Source organism: Bradyrhizobium sp. USDA 4541, assembly GCF_024171085.1.
GTDB classification, from domain to species: domain Bacteria; phylum Pseudomonadota; class Alphaproteobacteria; order Rhizobiales; family Xanthobacteraceae; genus Bradyrhizobium; species Bradyrhizobium australafricanum.
The window spans coordinates 4,547,715-4,566,830 of record NZ_JALJZF010000001.1; the positions used below are offsets into that span (position 1 = coordinate 4,547,715).

The 19,116-nt window shown below is 60.8% G+C and carries 15 protein-coding genes and 2 pseudogenes; 11 read left to right on the forward strand and 6 right to left on the reverse strand.

Annotated elements, in window-relative coordinates:
* Window positions 1-71 precede the first annotated feature (71 nt).
* Window positions 72-1,415: pseudogene (locus J2R80_RS21390) on the forward strand (transposase).
* 94 nt (window positions 1,416-1,509) lie between these two features.
* On the opposite strand, the gene J2R80_RS21395 reads toward J2R80_RS21390, so the two are convergent.
* The gene (locus J2R80_RS21395; protein ID WP_253639340.1) at window positions 1,510-2,607 is read right to left on the reverse strand and encodes a trypsin-like peptidase domain-containing protein; all 1,098 of its coding nucleotides are present in this window, start codon (window positions 2,605-2,607) and stop codon (window positions 1,510-1,512) included.
* Window positions 2,608-2,844: 237 nt separating this feature from the next.
* Between J2R80_RS21395 and groES the strand changes: the two genes are divergently transcribed.
* The 7 genes from groES to rpoH all read left to right on the forward strand — a co-directional run bounded on the left by groES (window position 2,845) and on the right by rpoH (window position 8,052).
* A complete protein-coding gene (gene groES / locus J2R80_RS21400) occupies window positions 2,845-3,159 on the forward strand; it encodes a co-chaperone GroES (protein WP_168856006.1) in 315 nt (104 codons plus the stop codon).
* A 43-nt stretch (window positions 3,160-3,202) separates the two neighbouring features.
* On the forward strand, window positions 3,203-4,825 hold the full coding sequence (gene groL / locus J2R80_RS21405) for a chaperonin GroEL (protein ID WP_253639341.1): 1,623 nt from the start codon (window positions 3,203-3,205) through the stop codon (window positions 4,823-4,825).
* Window positions 4,826-5,026: 201 nt separating this feature from the next.
* Window positions 5,027-5,353 carry a hypothetical protein gene (locus J2R80_RS21410; protein ID WP_253639342.1) on the forward strand — a complete coding sequence of 109 codons (327 nt, stop codon included), beginning with the start codon at window positions 5,027-5,029 and terminating at the stop codon, window positions 5,351-5,353.
* 322 nt (window positions 5,354-5,675) lie between these two features.
* Window positions 5,676-6,131 carry an Hsp20 family protein gene (locus J2R80_RS21415; protein WP_018272795.1) on the forward strand — a complete coding sequence of 152 codons (456 nt, stop codon included), beginning with the start codon at window positions 5,676-5,678 and terminating at the stop codon, window positions 6,129-6,131.
* Between the two features lie 70 nt (window positions 6,132-6,201).
* A complete protein-coding gene (locus J2R80_RS21420) occupies window positions 6,202-6,522 on the forward strand; it encodes a hypothetical protein (protein ID WP_141341757.1) in 321 nt (106 codons plus the stop codon).
* Between the two features lie 15 nt (window positions 6,523-6,537).
* Window positions 6,538-7,047 (forward strand): hypothetical protein, encoded by a 510-nt coding sequence (locus J2R80_RS21425; protein ID WP_200844541.1) that lies wholly within the window; start codon window positions 6,538-6,540, stop codon window positions 7,045-7,047.
* A gap of 78 nt (window positions 7,048-7,125) precedes the next feature.
* Window positions 7,126-8,052 (forward strand): RNA polymerase sigma factor RpoH, encoded by a 927-nt coding sequence (gene rpoH, locus J2R80_RS21430; RefSeq protein ID WP_253639343.1) that lies wholly within the window; start codon window positions 7,126-7,128, stop codon window positions 8,050-8,052.
* A gap of 933 nt (window positions 8,053-8,985) precedes the next feature.
* Here the strand turns inward: rpoH and J2R80_RS21435 are convergent.
* From J2R80_RS21435 to J2R80_RS21440, 3 genes and pseudogenes are all read right to left on the reverse strand, one after another.
* Complete coding sequence (locus tag J2R80_RS21435) at window positions 8,986-9,273, reverse strand: hypothetical protein (RefSeq protein ID WP_253589762.1); 288 nt, start codon at window positions 9,271-9,273, stop codon at window positions 8,986-8,988.
* A 163-nt stretch (window positions 9,274-9,436) separates the two neighbouring features.
* Window positions 9,437-9,568, reverse strand: a complete 132-nt coding sequence (locus tag J2R80_RS43290) for a hypothetical protein (RefSeq protein ID WP_256528152.1) — start codon at window positions 9,566-9,568, stop codon at window positions 9,437-9,439.
* Between the two features lie 43 nt (window positions 9,569-9,611).
* Window positions 9,612-9,870 (reverse strand): annotated as a pseudogene (locus J2R80_RS21440) (IS110 family transposase); the annotation flags it as partial.
* 685 nt (window positions 9,871-10,555) lie between these two features.
* Here J2R80_RS21440 and J2R80_RS21445 point away from each other — a divergent pair.
* The 3 genes from J2R80_RS21445 to J2R80_RS21455 all read left to right on the forward strand — a co-directional run bounded on the left by J2R80_RS21445 (window position 10,556) and on the right by J2R80_RS21455 (window position 16,882).
* The gene (locus J2R80_RS21445) at window positions 10,556-13,570 is read left to right on the forward strand and encodes a DUF5801 repeats-in-toxin domain-containing protein (RefSeq protein ID WP_253589763.1); all 3,015 of its coding nucleotides are present in this window, start codon (window positions 10,556-10,558) and stop codon (window positions 13,568-13,570) included.
* Window positions 13,571-13,658: 88 nt separating this feature from the next.
* Complete coding sequence (locus J2R80_RS21450) at window positions 13,659-15,575, forward strand: type I secretion system permease/ATPase (RefSeq protein ID WP_253641003.1); 1,917 nt, start codon at window positions 13,659-13,661, stop codon at window positions 15,573-15,575.
* Window positions 15,572-16,882: an HlyD family type I secretion periplasmic adaptor subunit gene (locus J2R80_RS21455; RefSeq protein WP_141341773.1), complete on the forward strand. Its 1,311-nt coding sequence runs from the start codon at window positions 15,572-15,574 to the stop codon at window positions 16,880-16,882. Before J2R80_RS21450 ends, J2R80_RS21455 begins: the two co-directional genes overlap by 4 nt.
* A 4-nt stretch (window positions 16,883-16,886) precedes the next feature.
* Here the strand turns inward: J2R80_RS21455 and J2R80_RS21460 are convergent, their stop codons facing one another.
* Both J2R80_RS21460 and J2R80_RS21465 read right to left on the reverse strand, forming a co-directional pair.
* Window positions 16,887-17,036 (reverse strand): hypothetical protein, encoded by a 150-nt coding sequence (locus J2R80_RS21460; RefSeq protein WP_253589764.1) that lies wholly within the window; start codon window positions 17,034-17,036, stop codon window positions 16,887-16,889.
* 365 nt (window positions 17,037-17,401) lie between these two features.
* Window positions 17,402-17,605, reverse strand: coding sequence for a cold-shock protein (locus tag J2R80_RS21465; RefSeq protein ID WP_038383590.1), 204 nt, complete (start codon window positions 17,603-17,605; stop codon window positions 17,402-17,404).
* Window positions 17,606-19,116: the final 1,511 nt, after the last annotated feature.

Genomic DNA, 19,116 nt, shown 5'->3' on the forward strand with positions numbered 1-19,116 from the left:
TTGAAAATGGCGGCTGTTGCGACGCAGAAGTATCAGTGATTCAGTCTGTCTAATTGGCAGGACTGAAGATCATGATGGGACATCGGCAACTCGACCAGGCTGCGTTGTTCTATGAGTTCTCGCTCGAAAGGCATATCCTCGCCGACCACTTGCTCCGGTCGATCGACAGGTTTGTCAACCTTGAACGGGTCAGGCAGGAGCTGGCGCCTTTCTACAGCAGCATCGGCCGACCTTCGATCGATCCCGAGCTGATGATCCGGATACTCTTGATCGGTTACTGCTTCGGGATCCGATCGGAGCGGCGGCTGTGCGATGAGGTCCACCTCAATCTGGCCTATCGGTGGTTCTGCCGGCTCGGTCTGGATGGGGCGGTGCCGGATCACTCGACATTCTCCAAGAACAGGCATGGCCGCTTCCGGGAGAGCGACCTCTTCCGTCACGTGTTCGAGAGCGTCTTGTGCCGCTGCATCGAGGAGCGACTGGTCGGCGGTGAAGGATTTGCAGTTGATGCGAGCCTGATCAAGGCCGATGCCAATCGGCAGAAGGGGATCGAAGGCGATAAGGGACTTCTGCCGCATGCTGCCGGTCGAGCAATCGATGAGCGTCTGGCTATGCAGCTTTCGGAGCCGCGACCGAGGTCACCCCGAAGTTCATATCGCTCTCCGATCCGGCAGCGCGCTGGACGGGGCGCGCGGCGGCCAAGCGTTTTTCTCCTATTCGACGAACTACCTGGTCGACATCGAGAACGCGATCATCGTCGATGTTGAGGCAACGACGGCAATCCGGCAGGCGGAGATATTGACCGCTAAGCGCATGATTGAGCGCTCGCTGGAGCGCTTTGATCTCTATCCGAGCCGGCTCCTCGGCGACAGCGGCTATGGCTCGGCCGAGATGCTCGCCTGGCTAGTCTATGAGCACGGCATCAAGCCGCACGTTACAGTCTTCGACAAGTCGGCCCCGCACAGACGGGATCTTCTCGCGCGAAGACTTCACCTATGACCATGCTGGGGACATCTATCGTTGCCCTGGTGGCAAAGTTCTTACCACGACGGGAACGTTGGTGAATGATGGTGCCACCATGCTTTACCTCGCCAGCAAGCGCGATTGTGATCGATGCGCATTGAAGGCTCGGTGTTGCCCCAAACAGGCTTCACGGAGAGTGCCGCGCTCAATCTACGAGGGCGCTCGCGACATGGCGCGCCAGATCGCGAGATCGTGGGAGGGAGGCACCTCGCGCCGGCTCCGCAAGAAAATCGAGACGTTGTTCGCGCACCTCAAGCGCATTCTCAAGCTCGACCGTTTGCGTTTGCGAGGTCCAAACGGCGCGCGCGACGAGTTCATCCTCGCAGCCACCGCCCACAAACCTTCGAAAGATGGCCAAGCTGATCCCGATGCCCACCCGGAGGCTCGCATAGGGTCGGTAGAGCAGTTCGGCCACGTCGCGGCGGAGCTACTAAAACGAAATACTGCCAGCCTTTTTCAACGGAATCGACCATATGCAGACATTCGTCACCCCGGCCCGCGCCCTCTCGGCTTGGGCTCGGCCAACGGTGCGACCTCGACCGTGACGCTCTCTGTGGCGCGCTCTCGCTCAATAGTCAGCCGCACTTGCTGACCGACCGCGCTCAGCCCGATGAGGTTGCGCATTTGCGTGGCGCTGCGGATCGGGATTTCGTTGGCCTTCAGAATGATGTCGCCTCGGCGAAGGCCCGCGCGCTCTGCGGGCGAGCCGGGGCTGACCTCCTTGACACGGGCACCCTGCGTCACACCCGCAGCGGGCGCCTCGAGATCCTCCAGCGCAACGCCGATGCGGCCACGCTCGACCCGCCCTGTCTGCGCGAGCTGCTCCATCACCTTGCGGGCCATGCTGATGGGTACCGCAAAGCCAATTCCCACATTGCCGCCTCCCGGAGAGATGATCGCCGTGTTGATGCCAACGAGTTCGCCGCGCAGATTGATCAAGCCGCCACCGGAGTTGCCGGGGTTGATCGCAGCATCAGTCTGGATGAAGTCTTCATAGCCGTGCTTACCAAGGCCGGTGCGCCCGAGCGCGCTGACAAGGCCTGACGTGACGGTCTGGCCCAGGCCGAAGGGATTGCCCACCGCAATGACGAAGTCGCCGACCTGAAGCGCGTCGCTGTCGCCCAGCGCGATGGCTTTCAATCCGACGGGCCCCTTGACCTGTAGTAGCGCGATATCGGTCGGCGCATCGCGGCCGACCACGCGACCGGCAAACTTTCGGCCATCCTTGGTTCTGATTTGCACCGCGGTCGCGTTGGCAACAACGTGGTTTGCCGTCAATACATAGCCGCGCTGGGCGTCGACAATCACGCCCGATCCGGTGGCGTTGATTTCCTTCTCCAGCTGCTTCGGAACGTCGAAGAACTCCCGGAAAAACGGATCCTGGTACAGCGGATTGTCCTCGCGCACGCGTCCCTGCACCGAGATGTTGACGACGCTCGGCGTCACCTCCTTGACCAACGGCGCAAGGGTTGGCACGCGGCCGGTGTTAACGTCTGGAATTTGGGCGAGAACTGGCGGTCCGGAAAGGGTTAATGCCAGCGTCGAACCGAGCCCGAGTCGCGCAAGCCCACGCAAGTATCGCATCATTTCTCTCCGGTAGCACACGCGTTTATCGCCCCGTCCTCCGGGGGCGGTGGCGGCGATTAACTGGTTGACTCAAGTCGACTGTTCAAGAGCCCTCAGTGCATCGTTCGGATGAGCCGCCAAAATTTTCGTAGAAGCTCTTGAACGGATTTTGTCCGTTACCTAAGTCGCTTCCGCCCGGGGGCCGGTTTCCGGACCCGGATTTTTGACATCGCTGACCTAATCAGGAGGATGTGCATGCATTTCCGTCCATTGCACGACCGCGTGCTCGTGCGCCGCATTGATGCCGAAGAAAAGACCGCTGGCGGCATCATCATTCCCGACACCGCAAAGGAGAAACCGCAGGAAGGCGAAATCGTCGCCGCGGGCCCTGGCGGTCGGAATGAGCAAGGACAATTGGTGCCGCTCGACGTTGGTCCCGGCGACCGCGTGCTTTTCGGCAAGTGGTCCGGCACCGAAGTGAAAATCGAGGGCCAGGACTACCTCATCATGAAGGAAAGCGATCTTCTGGGCGTGGTCGACAAAGCCGGCTCGCTCAAGAAGGCCGCCTGAGCAAGCTGGAAGCTGACAGTCATTCGAGAAAGGAGCAGATAATATGGCTGCCAAAGACGTGAAATTCTCAACTGAGGCCCGCGAGCGGATGCTGCGCGGCGTCGATACGCTCGCCAATGCGGTCAAGGTGACGCTTGGTCCCAAGGGACGCAACGTCGTCATCGAAAAATCCTTCGGCGCCCCGCGCATCACCAAGGATGGCGTCACTGTTGCCAAGGAAATCGAGCTCGAAGACAAGTTCGAGAACATGGGCGCACAGATGGTGCGCGAAGTCGCCTCGAAGACAAACGACCTCGCCGGTGACGGTACCACGACGGCGACCGTGCTAGCCCAAGCCATCGTCAAGGAAGGCGCAAAATCGGTCGCCGCCGGCATGAACCCGATGGACCTCAAGCGCGGTATCGATCTAGCGGTTGAAGTCATCGTCAAGGACCTGCAGGTGCATGCCAAGAAGGTCACCTCCAACGAGGAAATCGCGCAGATCGGCACCATTTCCGCCAACGGCGACACCGAGATCGGCCGTTTCCTTGCCGATGCCATGCAGAAGGTCGGCAATGAGGGCGTGATCACCGTGGAGGAAGCCAAGAGCCTCGATACCGAGCTCGAAGTGGTCGAAGGCATGCAGTTCGATCGCGGTTATGTCTCGCCCTACTTCGTGACCAACGCAGAGAAGATGCGGGTCGAGCTCGAGGATCCCTACATCTTGATCCACGAGAAAAAGCTCTCCGGGCTCCAGACCATGCTGCCGCTACTGGAGGCGGTGGTGCAGTCGGGCAAGCCACTGCTCATCGTCGCCGAGGACGTCGAGGGCGAAGCACTCGCGACTCTTGTCGTCAATCGGCTCCGCGGTGGCTTGAAAGTGGCAGCCGTCAAGGCGCCCGGGTTCGGCGACCGCCGCAAGGCCATGCTCGAGGACATTGCGATCCTCAGCGGCGGAACGGCGATATCGGAGGATCTCGGAATCAAGCTCGAGAACGTAACCCTCAACATGCTCGGGCGCGCCACGAAGGTCGTCATCGACAAGGAGAACACGACCATCGTCAACGGCGCAGGCGCCAAGAAGGACATCGAGGCCCGCGTCACCCAGATCAAGGCGCAGATCGAGGAGACTACCTCCGACTACGATCGCGAGAAACTCCAGGAGCGTTTGGCGAAACTCGCTGGCGGCGTCGCCGTGATCCGCGTCGGCGGTGCCACCGAGGTCGAAGTCAAGGAGAAAAAGGATCGCGTCGACGATGCAATGCACGCAACGCGCGCCGCGGTCGAGGAGGGTATCCTGCCCGGAGGCGGCGTGGCGCTCCTGCGCGCGTTGAAGGCGCTCGATGGTCTCAAAGCTTCTAATGCAGATCAGAAGGCCGGCATCGATATCGTGCGTCGCGCCATCCAGGTTCCTGCCCGGCAGATCGTCCAGAACGCCGGTGAAGACGGCTCGCTCGTCGTCGGCAAGCTGATCGAGAACGCCGACTACAATTGGGGCTTCAACGCAGCCACGGGAGAGTACCAGGACATGGTCAAAGCGGGCGTGATCGATCCTGCCAAGGTCGTCCGCACCGCGCTGCAGGACGCGGCTTCAGTCGCCGCCTTGCTCATCACGACGGAGGCCCTGGTGGCCGACAAGCCGAAGAAGGCGGAGACGGCGCCTGCCGCGCCGTCCATGGACTTCTGATCAACCCTGAGCCCGGTCGGCGACGGCCGGGCTCATCCGATCCACCACGAGAAAGCAACGGTAGCACCAAGGAGCTTCAGATGAGCAGGCGCATGCAATCTCCACCACCCAACGGCGGGGCGGCTGTAATGCATTGGCTCATGTTCGCCCTCAGCCTTCTCACCATCGCTTGGATCGGCTTGCCGAAATTAGGAGGATGAGATGACAGGAAATGATACCCTTTCCGCTCGTGCTGAGACTTCAGCCCGCCGGGCCCGAATGATGATTGCGGGCGCGTTCGCTTATGCGGCAATGCTGCTCCCGGTGGGTGCCTGGGGCCTGGACGGTCCCCCAAGACAGATCCCCGAGCGCGCGAACCACCTTCTGCCGCTTCCGCCCATCCCCTATCTGGATTCGATGCAGTGGATGAGCTGGAAACCGAGCCCGCCGCTGTTCAAGATGGACACGCTGCTGTTGCCAGACAGCAATGAACCCAACGTCCTTCGTCTTCCGTCCGACCTGGAAGGGACTGCCCCCCAAGTGAGCTAATGCTCCACGCGCGGCCCGTCTATGGGTCACGCAGCTTCCCTGGCGCTCGAGGACGGCGAACCTGCGCCTCAACCGCGCTGTCCGAATTGCGGGCCCGGGTGCATAACTCGCTTGTTAACGAAACGGACGTCAGGTCAGGTTACTGGGGACCAAAAGCCCTAAAAAATTTTTGGCCCCCTCTTGAAACCAAAAACGACTTTGCTAATTTTTTTGTCGCCACCGAACGGTGGTGTCCGGGCGCCTCAGGGGTCCGGCCGTTGAGACGGGCACCGGTCGTGTCCGGTGCCGCTCGTAACCATCTTGCTCTTTGGAGGATTTGGCTATGCGCACTTATGATTTCTCGCCCCTTTGGCGTTCGACCATTGGCTTCGATCGCCTTTTTGACCTCGCGGAAATGGCCCAGCGGGCCGGCGAGGACAACTATCCGCCCTACAATATCGAACGGCTGTCTGAGGACCGCTACCAGATTTCGTTGGCGGTTGCAGGTTTTGCGCCCAACGAGATCGCGATCACGGCCGAACAGAACGTGATCACCATTGAGGGCAGCAAGTCGGAGAAGGCTGAGCGCGATTTTCTCTATCGCGGCATCTCCACCCGCAGCTTCAAGCGGCAGTTCAACCTGGCGGATTACGTTCAGGTCAAGAGCGCCGCATTCGACAACGGCTTACTCAAGATCGAGCTGGTCCGGGAAATTCCGGAAGCCATGAAGCCGCGCCGTATCGCAATCAACGGCGTATCGGCCGACAATGTCCAGAAATTGGAAGCCAAGGCAGCCTAAGCAGGCTCCGACCGGCGCCGCGCGAGGCTTCGCGCGGCTGCAGCTCGTCGTCAATGCAAAGGAGGATACCATGCGGCCGACGACCGCTGACGACAACGTGTTTGACTTCAACGCGCTCCTGCATCCCGGCACCGCTTTCGAACATCCCAGGGATGTCGTGTGCCACGCCGGCCTGACGACGGCCGAGAAGCGGGCAATTCTGGCATCCTGGGCGTCCGACGCATCGGCGATAACATCATGCCCGTCGCTCCGCTCGCCCGCCGGACTGAAGAAGCCCGTATCGATCGACGAAATCCTCGAGGCCCTGTGCGAACTCGACGGCGGACCCCGGAATCCTCCGGGTGGAAAGCCTTGTCGGTTGCGCTCAACCGAGCGTGCCTTGGCCGCCTGAGCCGGAAGGGGACGAATGATGATCGAGGGAAATCTTGAACGCCTGCGTGCCCATTGCGCCAATATTCGGCGCTACCGCAGGCTCCTCGAGACGCGGCTGTCGGACCTGGAGCGAGCGTATATCGCACGCCGGATGAGCGAAGAGCAGCGTTCCGTGGAGGCTCTTTTGCACGAGACGTTTCCCGATCGCCTCTCGCTGCAGACGGATCGCCGACGAACAACGAACCTGGAGATGGCCGGGCTGCTGCATCCAGCCGAGGCGTTCGCTCATCCAATGGACGTTGTCGAAGATTTCGACCTCACATCGTACGAGAAACGGGCCATTCTATCGCTTTGGGCCGCGGATGCTTGCGCCGTGAAAGACGATCCAGAATTGAACCAGACAATCGATGGAGCCGTGAGCTTCGACGACATCGTGGATGCCCTGTGCCTTCTGGAGTCCGATTCGGATCGAAGGACCGATGGTTCCAACCGAAAAGGCCGACGTTTTGGCAGCCATGAGGCGGACGATAGTCCCGCCCTGTAGACCGATGCTTTTGTTGCTCTGCCGCGACTCTGACGAGCGCGGCAGAGGCGGGAATTTGTTGAGCGCTGCGAGGGGGAAATGTCTCAAACTGTCTCTCAGAAATTGCCGTCGCTCGGCACCGGGCTGACGAAGTATTTAACGGAAATTAGACAATTTCCGATTCTCACTCAGGAGGAAGAGACCACCCTTGGTCGGCGATGGCGAAACCACGGCGATCGTGAAGCGGCTTATCGCCTGGTGACAAGCCACCTGCGTCTCGTTGCGAAAATCGCCATGCGATATCGAGGTTATGGCCTACCCATTGCCGATATCATTTCCGAGGGCAATGTCGGCCTGATGCAGGCCGTGCGGCGATTCGATCCGGAGCGGGGCATCCGCCTTTCCACCTATGCCATGTGGTGGATCAAGGCAACGATCCAGGATTTTGTTCTTCGCTCCTGGTCGCTGGTGAAGATCACGGCGAACGCTGCCCAGAAGAAGTTATTCTTCAAACTGAGGCAATCGAAGAGTGCGATCGCCGCCTTGGAGGACGGGGATCTGAGGCCAGAACAGGTCAAGACGATCGCCACTCACCTCAAGGTACCCGAACGTGAAGTCGTGAATATGGACCGTCGCCTGCGTGGCGACCTGTCCCTGAATTTACGACACAACGATGCCGGCGACGTCGGCGATGCCCTCGAACGACTGGTAGATCCGTCGCCTACTCATGACGTGACGTTGGCCGAGCACCAGGAACTGGCTCAACGGCGCCAAGCATTGACAGCAGCCATTGAGAAGCTAAGCCCCCGTGAAAGGCATATCTTCACAGCACGCTATTTGAGTGAAGATCCCCCGAAGCTCGAAGCGCTCGCCTTGGAGTACGAAATATCGCGCGAGCGTGTCCGCCAAATCGAGCAACGGTCATTTGAAAAGGTACAGTCCGCGATGCTGGCAGGAGGAGCCTGTCTGAAAAGTCCAGACAACATTCGAAGGAACGGTAAGCACACTTTCGGCTCAGGCGCTTGACTGTACGATGCTAACGCCATTCATTCTTTGTCTGATGGCGCGAATAGCATGGCCGCGGCAGGAGCCAACTGCGCGGCACGACATATCTCCGCATTTGAAACTGCTCGCCTGCGTTCAACGTCATTAACTACAAAGGCATCAGAAGACGCGTGTGCTGACGCCAGCTCGTTCGCCGAAGACACGGAGATTCGCGACGCCGCCTGAAGCGCTCCCACGCATTTCAAAAATAGGGATTCGGGGCGCACCGTGGTGGGGCTCCCTCTTCTAGGTGCCTGGTAAGCGCCCGACGCAGAAATTTTTGCATCGAACCCAGAATTTTTCTTAGACCCCTCTTGAAGCCCAACTCGTTTTTTCTAACCAAGGTCCCAGCCGTGGCCCGTGGTCCCGCCTGATAGACGCCGATAGTGTGAGAAACAGCGGTACTGACAAAGGTCATGCCGGACGCAGCAACAATGCTCAGTCGTAGCTCGGAAAATCCAACTCGTCCCTCAAGCAGAGAGAGCATGAGCAGTGCTCTGAAGCCGTAGATTGCTAAATCGTTTTGGATCATACCAAGCCGTTCCCGCAAACCGGCGCAAACTACGCGGTCCCTGATATTCGGAGTTGGCGGAGAAGCATCAGGGACTTGCGCTCCGCGCTGGCGTATTCCCTAAGTCGTGAATAGCGGAAATGGTCCAGCCCGACACCACTGTTGGTCGGCTGCGTTCCGCGGCAACATTAGCTTTGAGATGGGATATGATCGGTGGGCGAAGTCGTGCGCCCCAATGCGCTGTAATATTCCTGCTGAAAATTAGAAAAAAGCGGCCCGGCCTTTGGGGTAGCTCTGGGGTGGGCCGGGCCGTCAGGACATGCCGAAGTGTGAGTTTCCGGCCGCGCCATGAGCGGCTCCGATTCGGGCAGCAAGAGGGCGCGCAATTCGATGTCGAGGGGCGATCATTTTGCCAACTCTGCCAGATTTAGTATTTCGGCGACGATTTTACGCCGCTCCGATGTGTCGTTTGATCGATTGAACTTATCTTCCAGCACTTGGAAGGTTGTTCTGATCAGCGTGTCATCGAGCACGACCGGCAATTTATCCACGGCATCAAATCCGGCAGCAGCTGCCTCCTCAAACCCAGCCACGAATGCCTTCTTAAAGGCCTCGCGATCGTGCAGAAGATGCACGATCTTCGGCTCAATGGACGCGTTGAAGGCATGTCCGAAAACAAGAAACATACTCATGCCGCCACCGCCGTTTCAGCCTCGAGCGACGCAAAGAACACGCGGGGAATTCCAGTGAATGGTACGACAACTGATCCTGGCATTACGAAGGTGCGATCTCGACCTTGGGGATAGGGGTCAACCAGGCCGAGATCGCGCTGCCTCGCCGCTGCTGACATCGCGATCATTGTTCGCCTTCATGGCCGCGTTCTGGCCGGATGGTGGCTCGATCTTGGTTGTCCGCGATGTTCACCGTGTCGGCATTGTCGTCGGGAGCCTCGCGGCGATCCGCCATCGCCTCGACGGCTTCGATCACATGCCGTCTTACTACCCGGTCCCGGATCGAGCGAAAGGCTCTGCCGCTTGACGTAGGGCTTCACATAGGCCTGAGCCATCAACCGCACCGCATGCCCCATCGTCCGCAAGCTCGCGTGACCAATGATGCAATGATGCGCAAGCCTCGATCCCCACCAGGCGTGGCGGCAGCTTCTGGAAAAATGTCAGGACGTGCCGGCGCTTCAACTGTCGGCGTATGACCACCTGGCCGGCTGCATCAACGCCGTGCACTTGGAAGACCGACTTCGCGATATCCAGACCGATCGTCGAAATTGACTGCATAGGCTGCTAGTCCGAATCGTGGGAACCTCAAACGGCGCCCACTCCTTGGCACTCTCGTGCCTGTGGAGGAGCCGTCCAGCGTTAGGAGCTGACCTTCCGGCCCAGCTTCCAGAGCACTTCTTGCATGATCATCGCGCCGGCTTGTCCGCACGCTCTTGGCAGCATCCCCGCCGTGTCCACACGTAAAGGGCGATATTGTCATTGTCCTATCAAAATAGGTGTGCGGGATGCGCGTTACCCCATAGGTGGTACTGCTTCTTCACCCTTTACCTTGAATTTTCTCACTCCTTTACTGGCAAAGTTCCATTGGGAGGCATGGCCTCGAAATTGTTGGACGGTGTTTGCTTCTCCACTTGCGTTCGCAGCAATTTGCAGCAGATCGAGGGAGAATAGCGTGCAAAAACATCTGATCATTCGATTGCAGGTACTTCTCTCCGCGTCTGATCATTCAGGCAGCGTTGGAGGGGCGTGCGCGAAGTAACGACAGGCTTCCGCTGCGTCCCATCTTAATGGACTTCCAGAAACTGACGTCCCCTCCCGGCGAGCGCCACAGATCGCCGAAGAGCTGACGCTTGGATTGCGCATTGTTTTGCAGCGAAACCGTCGGGCGATTGCGAGCCCGGGGCGGCGACCGCCTGTTCCGAAGAAGGTACGAACGAGCGCCGCCTTTCGAAGGGAGGAAATCATGGCATCAGTATTGACCATCAACGGCAATCTCATCATCGACGAAGCCGCGAGCTTGCAGACCAGTGGCACTGACAATGACACGGGTGTTCAGGCGGGGCCCGACAACGAAGTTGCCTGGTCTTTCCTGCTTGCGAACATGAGCGCGGCTCTCAAGACCAGTCTGGGCATTGTGGCTGGCTCCACCGGCGAAGAGTCGGGTGATACGAGCGTGGTGTTTCCGCAAGCTGCGGCGCGGACGATCGGCAGTGCCGGCACCGATTTCATCCAGCTCGGCACGACCACCGTCACCGACCTGCAATTCTCGAACTCCACGGGGGGGACGATCACCAACGGCACGCCGACCCAGATTTTCGCCACCGGCGACGGCGCGCAGGTCTTCCTCTACACCGATTCCAACAGCCACATCCTGCTCGGGCGCGAGGGCACAACGTCGGACGGTGGCCAGACCTGGCAAGCCAGTTCCACAGGCACCGTCGCCTTCGCTATCGTGCTGGACGAGACCATCACCTCCGGCAACGTGACAGGCGGCAACGTCTGGACCATCCAGTACGAGGCGCTGAAGCACACCAACACCAGCGGGATCGACGACGCCGATACGCTTAACCTTTCCGGCCTTGTCGATGTCAAGGCCTTCTTCACAACAACGACGGAAGTCGGCTTCAGCAATTTCGGCAACGTGCCCTCCGGGCAGGACGCCTGGGCGGCGATCGAGCAGACTGTGACCGCAGGGACGGACACCAACGATCCCGATATCATCGTCAGCGGCTTGCTGCCGGGGTCAACGGTCAATGTCTCTACAACCGGCTTGGGCAACAATGCGCAGCACATCGATCCCGGGGAGGGGCTGCGAGTCGACTTGGTTGATCACGTGAACTATCCGCACTTCCCGCTAACCAGTACGGACGTGCATGATCAAGCCGCGCTCAGCTACAGTGACGGCTCGGATGCTAACACTGAGAAGCACGTTACCTCGGTCGTTAAGGCGAGCTTTTCGCTGGTACAGGTGAATCCGGGCAACGCGGACACCACCACAAGCCTGAAACTGTGGGCCCTCGACGATACGGCGGACGCTCAAAACGCAGCCTTTTTCTCAACGACGAACCTCGGTGCCGACGGTTTGAGCGGCAACCAGACCAAGCTGCCAATCACCTCGATCAAGGTGTATTCGGACCTGACCAAAACGACCGTGGTCCAAACCATCAACAATCCCACTCAGCAGAGTGACGGATCCTACATCATTTCCGGCCTGAAGGACGATTACACCGTCGAATTCACGGTCGCGGAAAGCAGTCACATGGACCGCTTCGTGGTCAAGAACAATCAACCGGTGAGCGGGGCCGGCTCCAACGTCACCTTCGATCTCGGCAATTTCTTATTCACTGTGGCGAACACGACCAGTGGGACGGAGCACACCGGCGTCGGCGGCAACCTGTTGTTTGAGGATGACGGTCCGACTCTGCTTGCGAACGGCACCGCCACCGCGCTGCAGCTCGACGAGAGCTATCTCGCGGCCGGCTCAACCCCCACCCCGGCGAACACCAGCACGTCTGGCAGCTTCAGCGGCCTGTTCACGCCCAATTACGGCGCCGACGGGGCTGGATCCGTCGGCGGCTATACGCTCGGCGTCAAGTCTGCCAATGTCGATTCCGGGCTGGTCGATTCGCTGTCTGGACAGGCTGTTCTGCTCAGCATTGCGAGTGCCAACGACCCCAGCCACAACATCGTCACCGGGGACGTTGTCGGCAAGACGAGCTCGGGTGGTGATCTCGTTTTCGGTGTTCACGTCGATTCGGCAGGAACCGTCACGTTCTCGGAGTTTCGGGCCGTCAAGGAAGCGACCGCCGACACCACCAGCACTGATGGGGCGGTCGGCGACAGTTCCGAAGCCAGCGCCAGCATGGCCGCGGACCTGATCACGCTCTCGGCCACTGCCACCGACAAGGACGGTGACACGAGCGCCGCCGCGGCGGCTAACATCGGAAACAAGTTCCAGCTGCTCGACGATGGTCCAAGCCTCAGCGGGGTGCAGAGCCTCTCCGGGCAGGACGCCCAGCATCCGGCCGTCGGCTTCACTGCCGGCTCCTCGGGATCGGACTCGTTCACGTCACCCGACGGCGCCGACGGGGCCAAGGTCACGATCGATGCCGCCGCTGCCATCACTGGGCTCACGCAGTCATACAACACCGATCATACAGTCCTGACCTACAAGGATTCCGGCGGCAACGGTGTCTACCAGCTGAGCGTATCCGACACAGGTTACACCTTCACGGTGCTGCAGACGCTCGCCAACCCGCCGGAGACGCTCAACTTCAGCGCCATCAAGTCGGGGAGCCCGGTCGAGACGCTCAATGTCAGCACCAGCGGCGGCCACAACATCGTCTTCAACGGACTGCTGTTCCCCGCCGCCGATACAGGTGCCCTCGGACTGCAAACCCAGGCCCAGTTGCTGACCGCGGATCTCGGCACCTCGAACCCGGCCGACGACCTCAACCCCGACAATATCGGATTCGGAGTGAAGAACGGGCAGGCGTCGCAGATCAACATGAACGAGGGCTTCTTCTTCAATGAAGGCAGCGGCCTCAACCTCAAGAATCTGGCCTTCGACGTGGCGGGAATCGGCAACGTCACCAGCATCAAGGCGGAGTATTGGCTGTTCAACTCCGCCGGCGATTTGATCGACTACGAGAACCCAACCATCAGCGGTCTCAAGCAAGGCAACGTCCACGTCACCGTTGCGGACTTGGGCAATACTATCGTGCCCGGCAGCAATCACGATGCCGCCGGAGAAACATTCTCGACCGGCTACATCCGGTTCTTCTTCACCCCGGTCGACACCAATGCGGGTGTCCGCATCATCAACTTCACCACCCAGGTGGCCGCCCCGGTGAACGATCAGGACATCCAGTTCCGGATCGTCAACACCGACGCCGATGGCGATACCGCCAAGGCCACCTTCAACGTGCTGGTGGACAACCCGGACTCGACGACCGTGAGCCACTGGCCGTTGGCCTAGTTCCGTCGCGCGGAGACGCATCCGACATGGATGCGCCTCCGCGCCAAAGTCTCTTGAGGTCGAGAGCCCCTAGGAATCGATACGCGTGTTGGACATTCTCTCGGAGTGCTGGTCTCAAGTCGCCGCCAACGCGCAAGCCTGGTTCGGCCCGGCTCTCGACGGGCCGCGCGATTTCATGCTCCGCGCGGCGCTGCCTATCGTGGCGGCAATCATCCTTCTCCGGCTGGCGCGAAGGCGGCGGGGGCGCGCGCGGCCTGCTCCCGCCGGCGATCACGACGGGTCACCGACCGCACACGATCTTCCGTCGCTGCTCCGGGCCTGCCGCGGCGTGCTGATCGGCATCGGCTTGATCACGGCCATGCTGAACGTGCTATATCTCACCAGTTCATTCTTCATGCTGGAAGTCTATGACCGCGTGGTGCCGAGCCACAGCGTGCCGACGCTCGTGGGCCTCGTCGTCCTGGCCTGCGGCCTCTACCTCTTCCATGCATTCCTTGACATCTTGCGCGGGCGCATCCTGATCCGCATCGGCGACTGGCTCGATCGCGCATTCTCGGAGCGGGCTTATGACATTGTTGCCCGCTGGCCGCTGCGGGCGCGCATCAGCGGCGACGGGCTGCAGCCGATGCGCGACCTCGATCAGGTCCGCAGCTATCTCTCGGGGCTCGGGCCGACCGCGTTGTTCGACCTGCCGTGGATCCCGTTCTATCTCACAATCTGTTACCTGTTCCACCCGCTGCTGGGGCTCACCGCGTTGATCGGCGCGCTGCTGCTCGTTTTGCTGACGCTAGTCACCGATCGGCTGACGCGTGCGCACGCCAGGGACATCACCGGGCGGGTAGCACAGCGCAATGCCCTGGCCGAGGCCAGCCGCCGCAATGCCGAGGTGTTGCACGCCATGGGCATGCGTGGGCGCCTCGCCGCGCGTTGGGCGGCGGCCAACGACGGTTACATGGCCAGCCAGAGGCGCGCCGCCGACATCGCCGGCGGCTTCGGCTCCGCCTCCAAGGTGCTGCGCATGGCCTTGCAATCGGCGGTGCTCGGCGTCGGTGGCTATCTGGTCATCCGACAGGAGGCGAGTGGCGGGATCATCATTGCCGGCGCCATCCTCACGTCGCGCGCGCTCGCTCCGGTCGAGCTCGCCATCGCGCACTGGAAAAGCCTGGTCGCCGCCCGGCAGAGCTGGAAACGTCTGCAGCAATACTGGGCGCAGCTCCCGGACGAGTCGGAGAAGACTCCGCTGCCGCCGCCGTGCAAGGGCCTCGCGGTCGAGACCATCTCCGTGGCGCCGCCGGGCGATCGGCGCGCGGTGGTGCTCGAGGTTTCCTTCACGCTAAAGCCCGGACAAGGGCTAGGGATTGTCGGCCCGAGTGCGTCGGGTAAATCATCGCTGGTGCGCGCCATCGTCGGTGTGTGGATACCGGCAAGCGGCAAGGTGCGGCTCGACGGTGCCGCCCTCGAACAATGGAATTCGGAAGCACTCGGCAGGCACATCGGCTATCTGCCACAGGATGTCGAGCTGTTCGCCGGCACGGTGGCCCAGAACATCGCCCGATTTGATCCCGAACCCGACGTGCCGGCGACCATCGCCGCCGCGACAGCGGCCGGTGTGCATGAAACAATCCTGCAACTGCCTGATGGCTACGACACGCAGATCGGCGAGGCTGGAGCGGCGCTCTCGGCCGGGCAGCGCCAGCGCATCGCGCTCGCCCGTGCGCTATACCGCGATCCGTTCCTGGTGGTTCTCGATGAGCCCAACTCCAACCTGGACATGGAGGGCGACCAGGCCCTGACGCAAGCCATCATGGGCGTGCGCGCACGCGGCGGCATTGTCATCGTCGTCGCGCACCGAACCAGCGCGCTTTCCGGCGTCGACCAGTTGATGGTGATGTCGCAGGGACGTGTGCAGGCGCTCGGGCCGAAGGATGCGCTGCTGGCCAAGATGATGCAGCCGCGGCCGGCTCCGGTACCGCTCAAGGTCGTGAGCGAGGGAGCGAGCCCATGAACCGCGAGCCGGTCAACGTCGTGCCGCTCTCGATCCGCCGGCACCTCGGCGCGGGACTGGTGGGTGTCATCCTTCTCGCCGGCGCCGTCGGCGGCTGGGCTGCCACGACGGAACTCGCGGGCGCCGTCATCGGCGCAGGTACGCTGGTGGTCGACAGCTACAGCAAGAAGGTGCAGCACCCGACTGGCGGCGTGGTGGGCGAACTCAATGTCCGAGAGGGCTCGAGGGTGAAGGCTGGAGACGTGCTGCTGCGCCTCGACGAGACGGTGACGCGGGCCAACCTTCTGGTCATTCTCAAGAGCCTCGACGAGCTAGCGGCGCGCCAGGCCCGGCTCGAGGCGGAGCGCGACGACCAAAAGCGCGTCGACTTTCCGGCGGACCTTATCGCGCGTATCTCCGACACGGATGTGGCGCGCGTGCTCGTCGGCGAGCACAAGCTGTTCGAGCTCCGCGGCACCGCCCGAGCAGGCAAGAAGGCCCAGCTCAACGAGCGCATCGGCCAATTGCGAGAGCAGATCGGCGGTTTGGAAGAGCAGATCGCCGCGAAAGACGGCGAGACGAGGTTTGTCGACCAGGAGCTCGTCGGCGTGCGCGATCTGTGGCGCAAGAACCTGGTCCAGATCACGCGCGTGACCACACTTGAGCGCGATGCGGTGCGCCTGCACGGCGAACGCGGCGCTCTGGTCGCCTCCATCGCCGAAGCGAGGGGCCGGATCACCGAGACCGCGCTGCAAATCATTCAGGTCGATCAGGATCTCCGCACCGAGGTGGGAAAGGAGCTTGCCGAGATTCGCGCGAAGACCTCGGAACTGGTCGAGAAGCGGGTGGCCGCCGACGATCAGCTCAAGCGCATCGATATCCGGGCGCCGCAGGATGGCACCGTGCAGCAGCTCGCGCTGCACACGATAGGCGGCGTCGTCACCGCCGGCGAGCCGATCATGCTGATCGTCCCCGCCCACGACCTGCTGGTCGTCGAAGTGCGCATCGCCCCGCATGAGATCGATCGCGTATCGGTCGGCCAGCCGGTGCTGCTGCGCTTCACCGCCTTCAACCAGCGGACCACGCCGCAGCTCAACGGTGAAGTGAACCACGTGTCCGCTGATGTCACGAACGACCAAAAGACTGGAACCAGTTTCTATGTCACCCGCATTGCGGTGACGGAGGCGGAGATGGCCCGCCTCGGCGACGTGAAGCTGATCGCGGGCATGCCAGTCGAAGCCTTTATTCAGACCGGGCAGCGCACAGTGATGTCTTACCTCTTCAAGCCGTTCTCCGATCAGCTGATGCGCGCCTGGCGCGAGCGCTAGCGGCTCACGAACTCTGCTTCACCTCGACCGGCTTCTGCGCGAACTGCGGAAATGTCTCGGCCACGACCGGTCCACCCAGCCGCCAGGAATAGCAGTCGCCGACGAAGAATGGCTGCTCTCGCTGCTCAAACAGTTTGCGTACGACCTGCGCCATGTCGTCAGCCGGCAGACCCTGCCGGGTTATGAACTCGTGATCAGTCACGATTCGAGCGGCGCTGAGTGACCGAACTTCAAACCCGTCCCTCTTGACGGGCTCACCGCGCGACTTCGCTGGCGCGGCCTCATTGCGCGTTCGGAGGACAGCCGATCGTCAGCTTGATGTGGTCCGAACTGCCAAATCTTGCGTTTTTAGGGGCGTGTTATCCGAAATGAAATCAAGGTCTTGTGCGGGCGGGGCTGCCCATGCGCACTCATGGGAGAGAAGGGTGCGCATCCCCGAGTCGTGAAATGGGTGCGGCAAATTTTGGTAGAGACTTTCGATTTTTGCGCAGATCGGTTGTTCGCATTGGAGTGAGGGTCTTAGCCCATCATAACCTTGTCGGCCCGGCTACGTCCGGTTCTTCGATCAACCCCGAGTTCGAAAGTAACACGATCACCTGGCCTAGGTGTTACTCCAGGCAGAAGGGACGTGACATGGAAGAAGATATCTTCCCCACCGGTATCCGGCTTTATGAATCCGAAGCCTTTGTCTTCCTTAAACAGCTTGACCATGCCCTTGGGCATTTCACTATTTCTCCGCTCAAAGACCGCATAATCGCACCTCCCTGTTAACGAGTTGCTTAGGCTGCGAACAGCAAGTGGTTAACGCGTCCGTAGGAATCCGGGGAAAGCGGCAAGCTCGGTATCCTCGCTGAGGCCCGTTCCTCCTGCCGATGTTTTTGTTCCACGCGCGGAAAGTAATAGAGGTTGCTGAGGGGCGGCGGATATCGAGAGAGAGCACTCGAAAGATTGTAGCAGGCGATCCGTGCCAGCCCGCACGATCTGCTGATGTGGCTTTGGTTGATCTGGCGTGGGCTCTTGCAGTTCCTTCCACGGGCCTGCGCTGCAGGCAATGCGCCAAGCTGCTCGCCTGCATCCGGGTTATGTAGTTACCTTCCAATGCATTGCCGCGCCGCTTATCTTGGGCGTTTGACGAGGCGCGCCCAGTCGCTGGAGCAGCTAGAGCGCTGGCCGGAAAAGCGACCGTGGATGCGGCCTGACGGTTATGTGCTTCTCGTCGAAGGTATCCGCCTCGCAGCCATCGAGTGACACCGCGATCCTAACCGAACCGGACAGCGGAAATCCTCTTTTGAAGATTTAGCAAGTCAACCGCCTTCGGCGTCAGAGCTGCGACGCTCGCCAGTTGTCCGGATTGCGAAATATGGTCCTGCGTCAAAGAAATAGCTCCATCGGAATTCCCAGAGCATCTAGCGCTCGGGCCCAGGCCACGAAGGCATATCAGACGGTTTGAGCGCGGCGCGCTCCAGTCTGCGAAGCGGTCAAACACGCGGGAGCCCCGCGCCAAGGCAGCTAAGGCCAGCAATCAGCAGCACGCCTGCGCACGCCTCCAGGATGATCGAACGACGCCGGCTTGCATACAAGGCGAGCATAGATCCCACGATCGTGGTCACGATACCGAATTCCAGGATCATCGATTCAAATCGCTGAACTTTGAAATTGGCTTTTGACGAAGAGAGAATGAAATATCTCAGAGACTGCCACGCTGGGCGCGCTCATCGTTTTTCGGTTTAACGTTAAGGTCGCGATCCGTGGACGGATGCGCCGCCGAGCGCGCGAACGCCGGCTTGCTCAATAGGGGAGGGAGGTCCGAGCGAGAAACCTCTACCGACGCGGACGAGGCTTCATTCCGACGCAAAAGCAGGGTCCGCTCTTTTGAAGCCAAAGCGGCGACGCGAAATGACGGACGTCAGGGCGTGCCTCGATCAATCGGGCCGTCGCACGCTGAGAAGCCGCTAGACGTCGCGATGAGTGGACGCCAGCGAACCGCTCTAGCGCGGTTGGTCAGGGATTTCTTGCCACGTCTTCGAGTGCTCTGAAATCCACTTCGCGGCGTCGTGCTCAGTAGTAAAACCCTTGATGACTTCCGTTTCGCCATCGGGCCACAGAATGTCGATCCTCCAGCCGGGGCCGGGATTTTTGCAAGCCATGAAAGCTGGTCGCTGCTCGATCATTTGTTGACTATGCGCCGACGGTGGCTAGCTACAAGCCAGTGATCCTGCCACACCTCCATCTTT

Excerpts from the sequence above, each read along its gene's own strand:
- J2R80_RS21395 (WP_253639340.1), bottom strand. The coding sequence starts at position 2,607 with ATGCGATACTTGCGTGGGCTTGCGCGACTCGGGCTCGGTTCGACGCTG.
- groES (WP_168856006.1), top strand. The coding sequence starts at position 2,845 with ATGCATTTCCGTCCATTGCACGACCGCGTGCTCGTGCGCCGCATTGAT.
- groL (WP_253639341.1), top strand. The coding sequence starts at position 3,203 with ATGGCTGCCAAAGACGTGAAATTCTCAACTGAGGCCCGCGAGCGGATG.
- J2R80_RS21410 (WP_253639342.1), top strand. The coding sequence starts at position 5,027 with ATGACAGGAAATGATACCCTTTCCGCTCGTGCTGAGACTTCAGCCCGC.
- J2R80_RS21415 (WP_018272795.1), top strand. The coding sequence starts at position 5,676 with ATGCGCACTTATGATTTCTCGCCCCTTTGGCGTTCGACCATTGGCTTC.
- J2R80_RS21420 (WP_141341757.1), top strand. The coding sequence starts at position 6,202 with ATGCGGCCGACGACCGCTGACGACAACGTGTTTGACTTCAACGCGCTC.
- J2R80_RS21425 (WP_200844541.1), top strand. The coding sequence starts at position 6,538 with ATGATGATCGAGGGAAATCTTGAACGCCTGCGTGCCCATTGCGCCAAT.
- rpoH (WP_253639343.1), top strand. The coding sequence starts at position 7,126 with ATGTCTCAAACTGTCTCTCAGAAATTGCCGTCGCTCGGCACCGGGCTG.
- J2R80_RS21435 (WP_253589762.1), bottom strand. The coding sequence starts at position 9,273 with ATGAGTATGTTTCTTGTTTTCGGACATGCCTTCAACGCGTCCATTGAG.
- J2R80_RS21445 (WP_253589763.1), top strand. The coding sequence starts at position 10,556 with ATGGCATCAGTATTGACCATCAACGGCAATCTCATCATCGACGAAGCC.
- J2R80_RS21455 (WP_141341773.1), top strand. The coding sequence starts at position 15,572 with ATGAACCGCGAGCCGGTCAACGTCGTGCCGCTCTCGATCCGCCGGCAC.
- J2R80_RS21460 (WP_253589764.1), bottom strand. The coding sequence starts at position 17,036 with ATGGCGCAGGTCGTACGCAAACTGTTTGAGCAGCGAGAGCAGCCATTC.
- J2R80_RS21465 (WP_038383590.1), bottom strand. The coding sequence starts at position 17,605 with ATGCCCAAGGGCATGGTCAAGCTGTTTAAGGAAGACAAAGGCTTCGGA.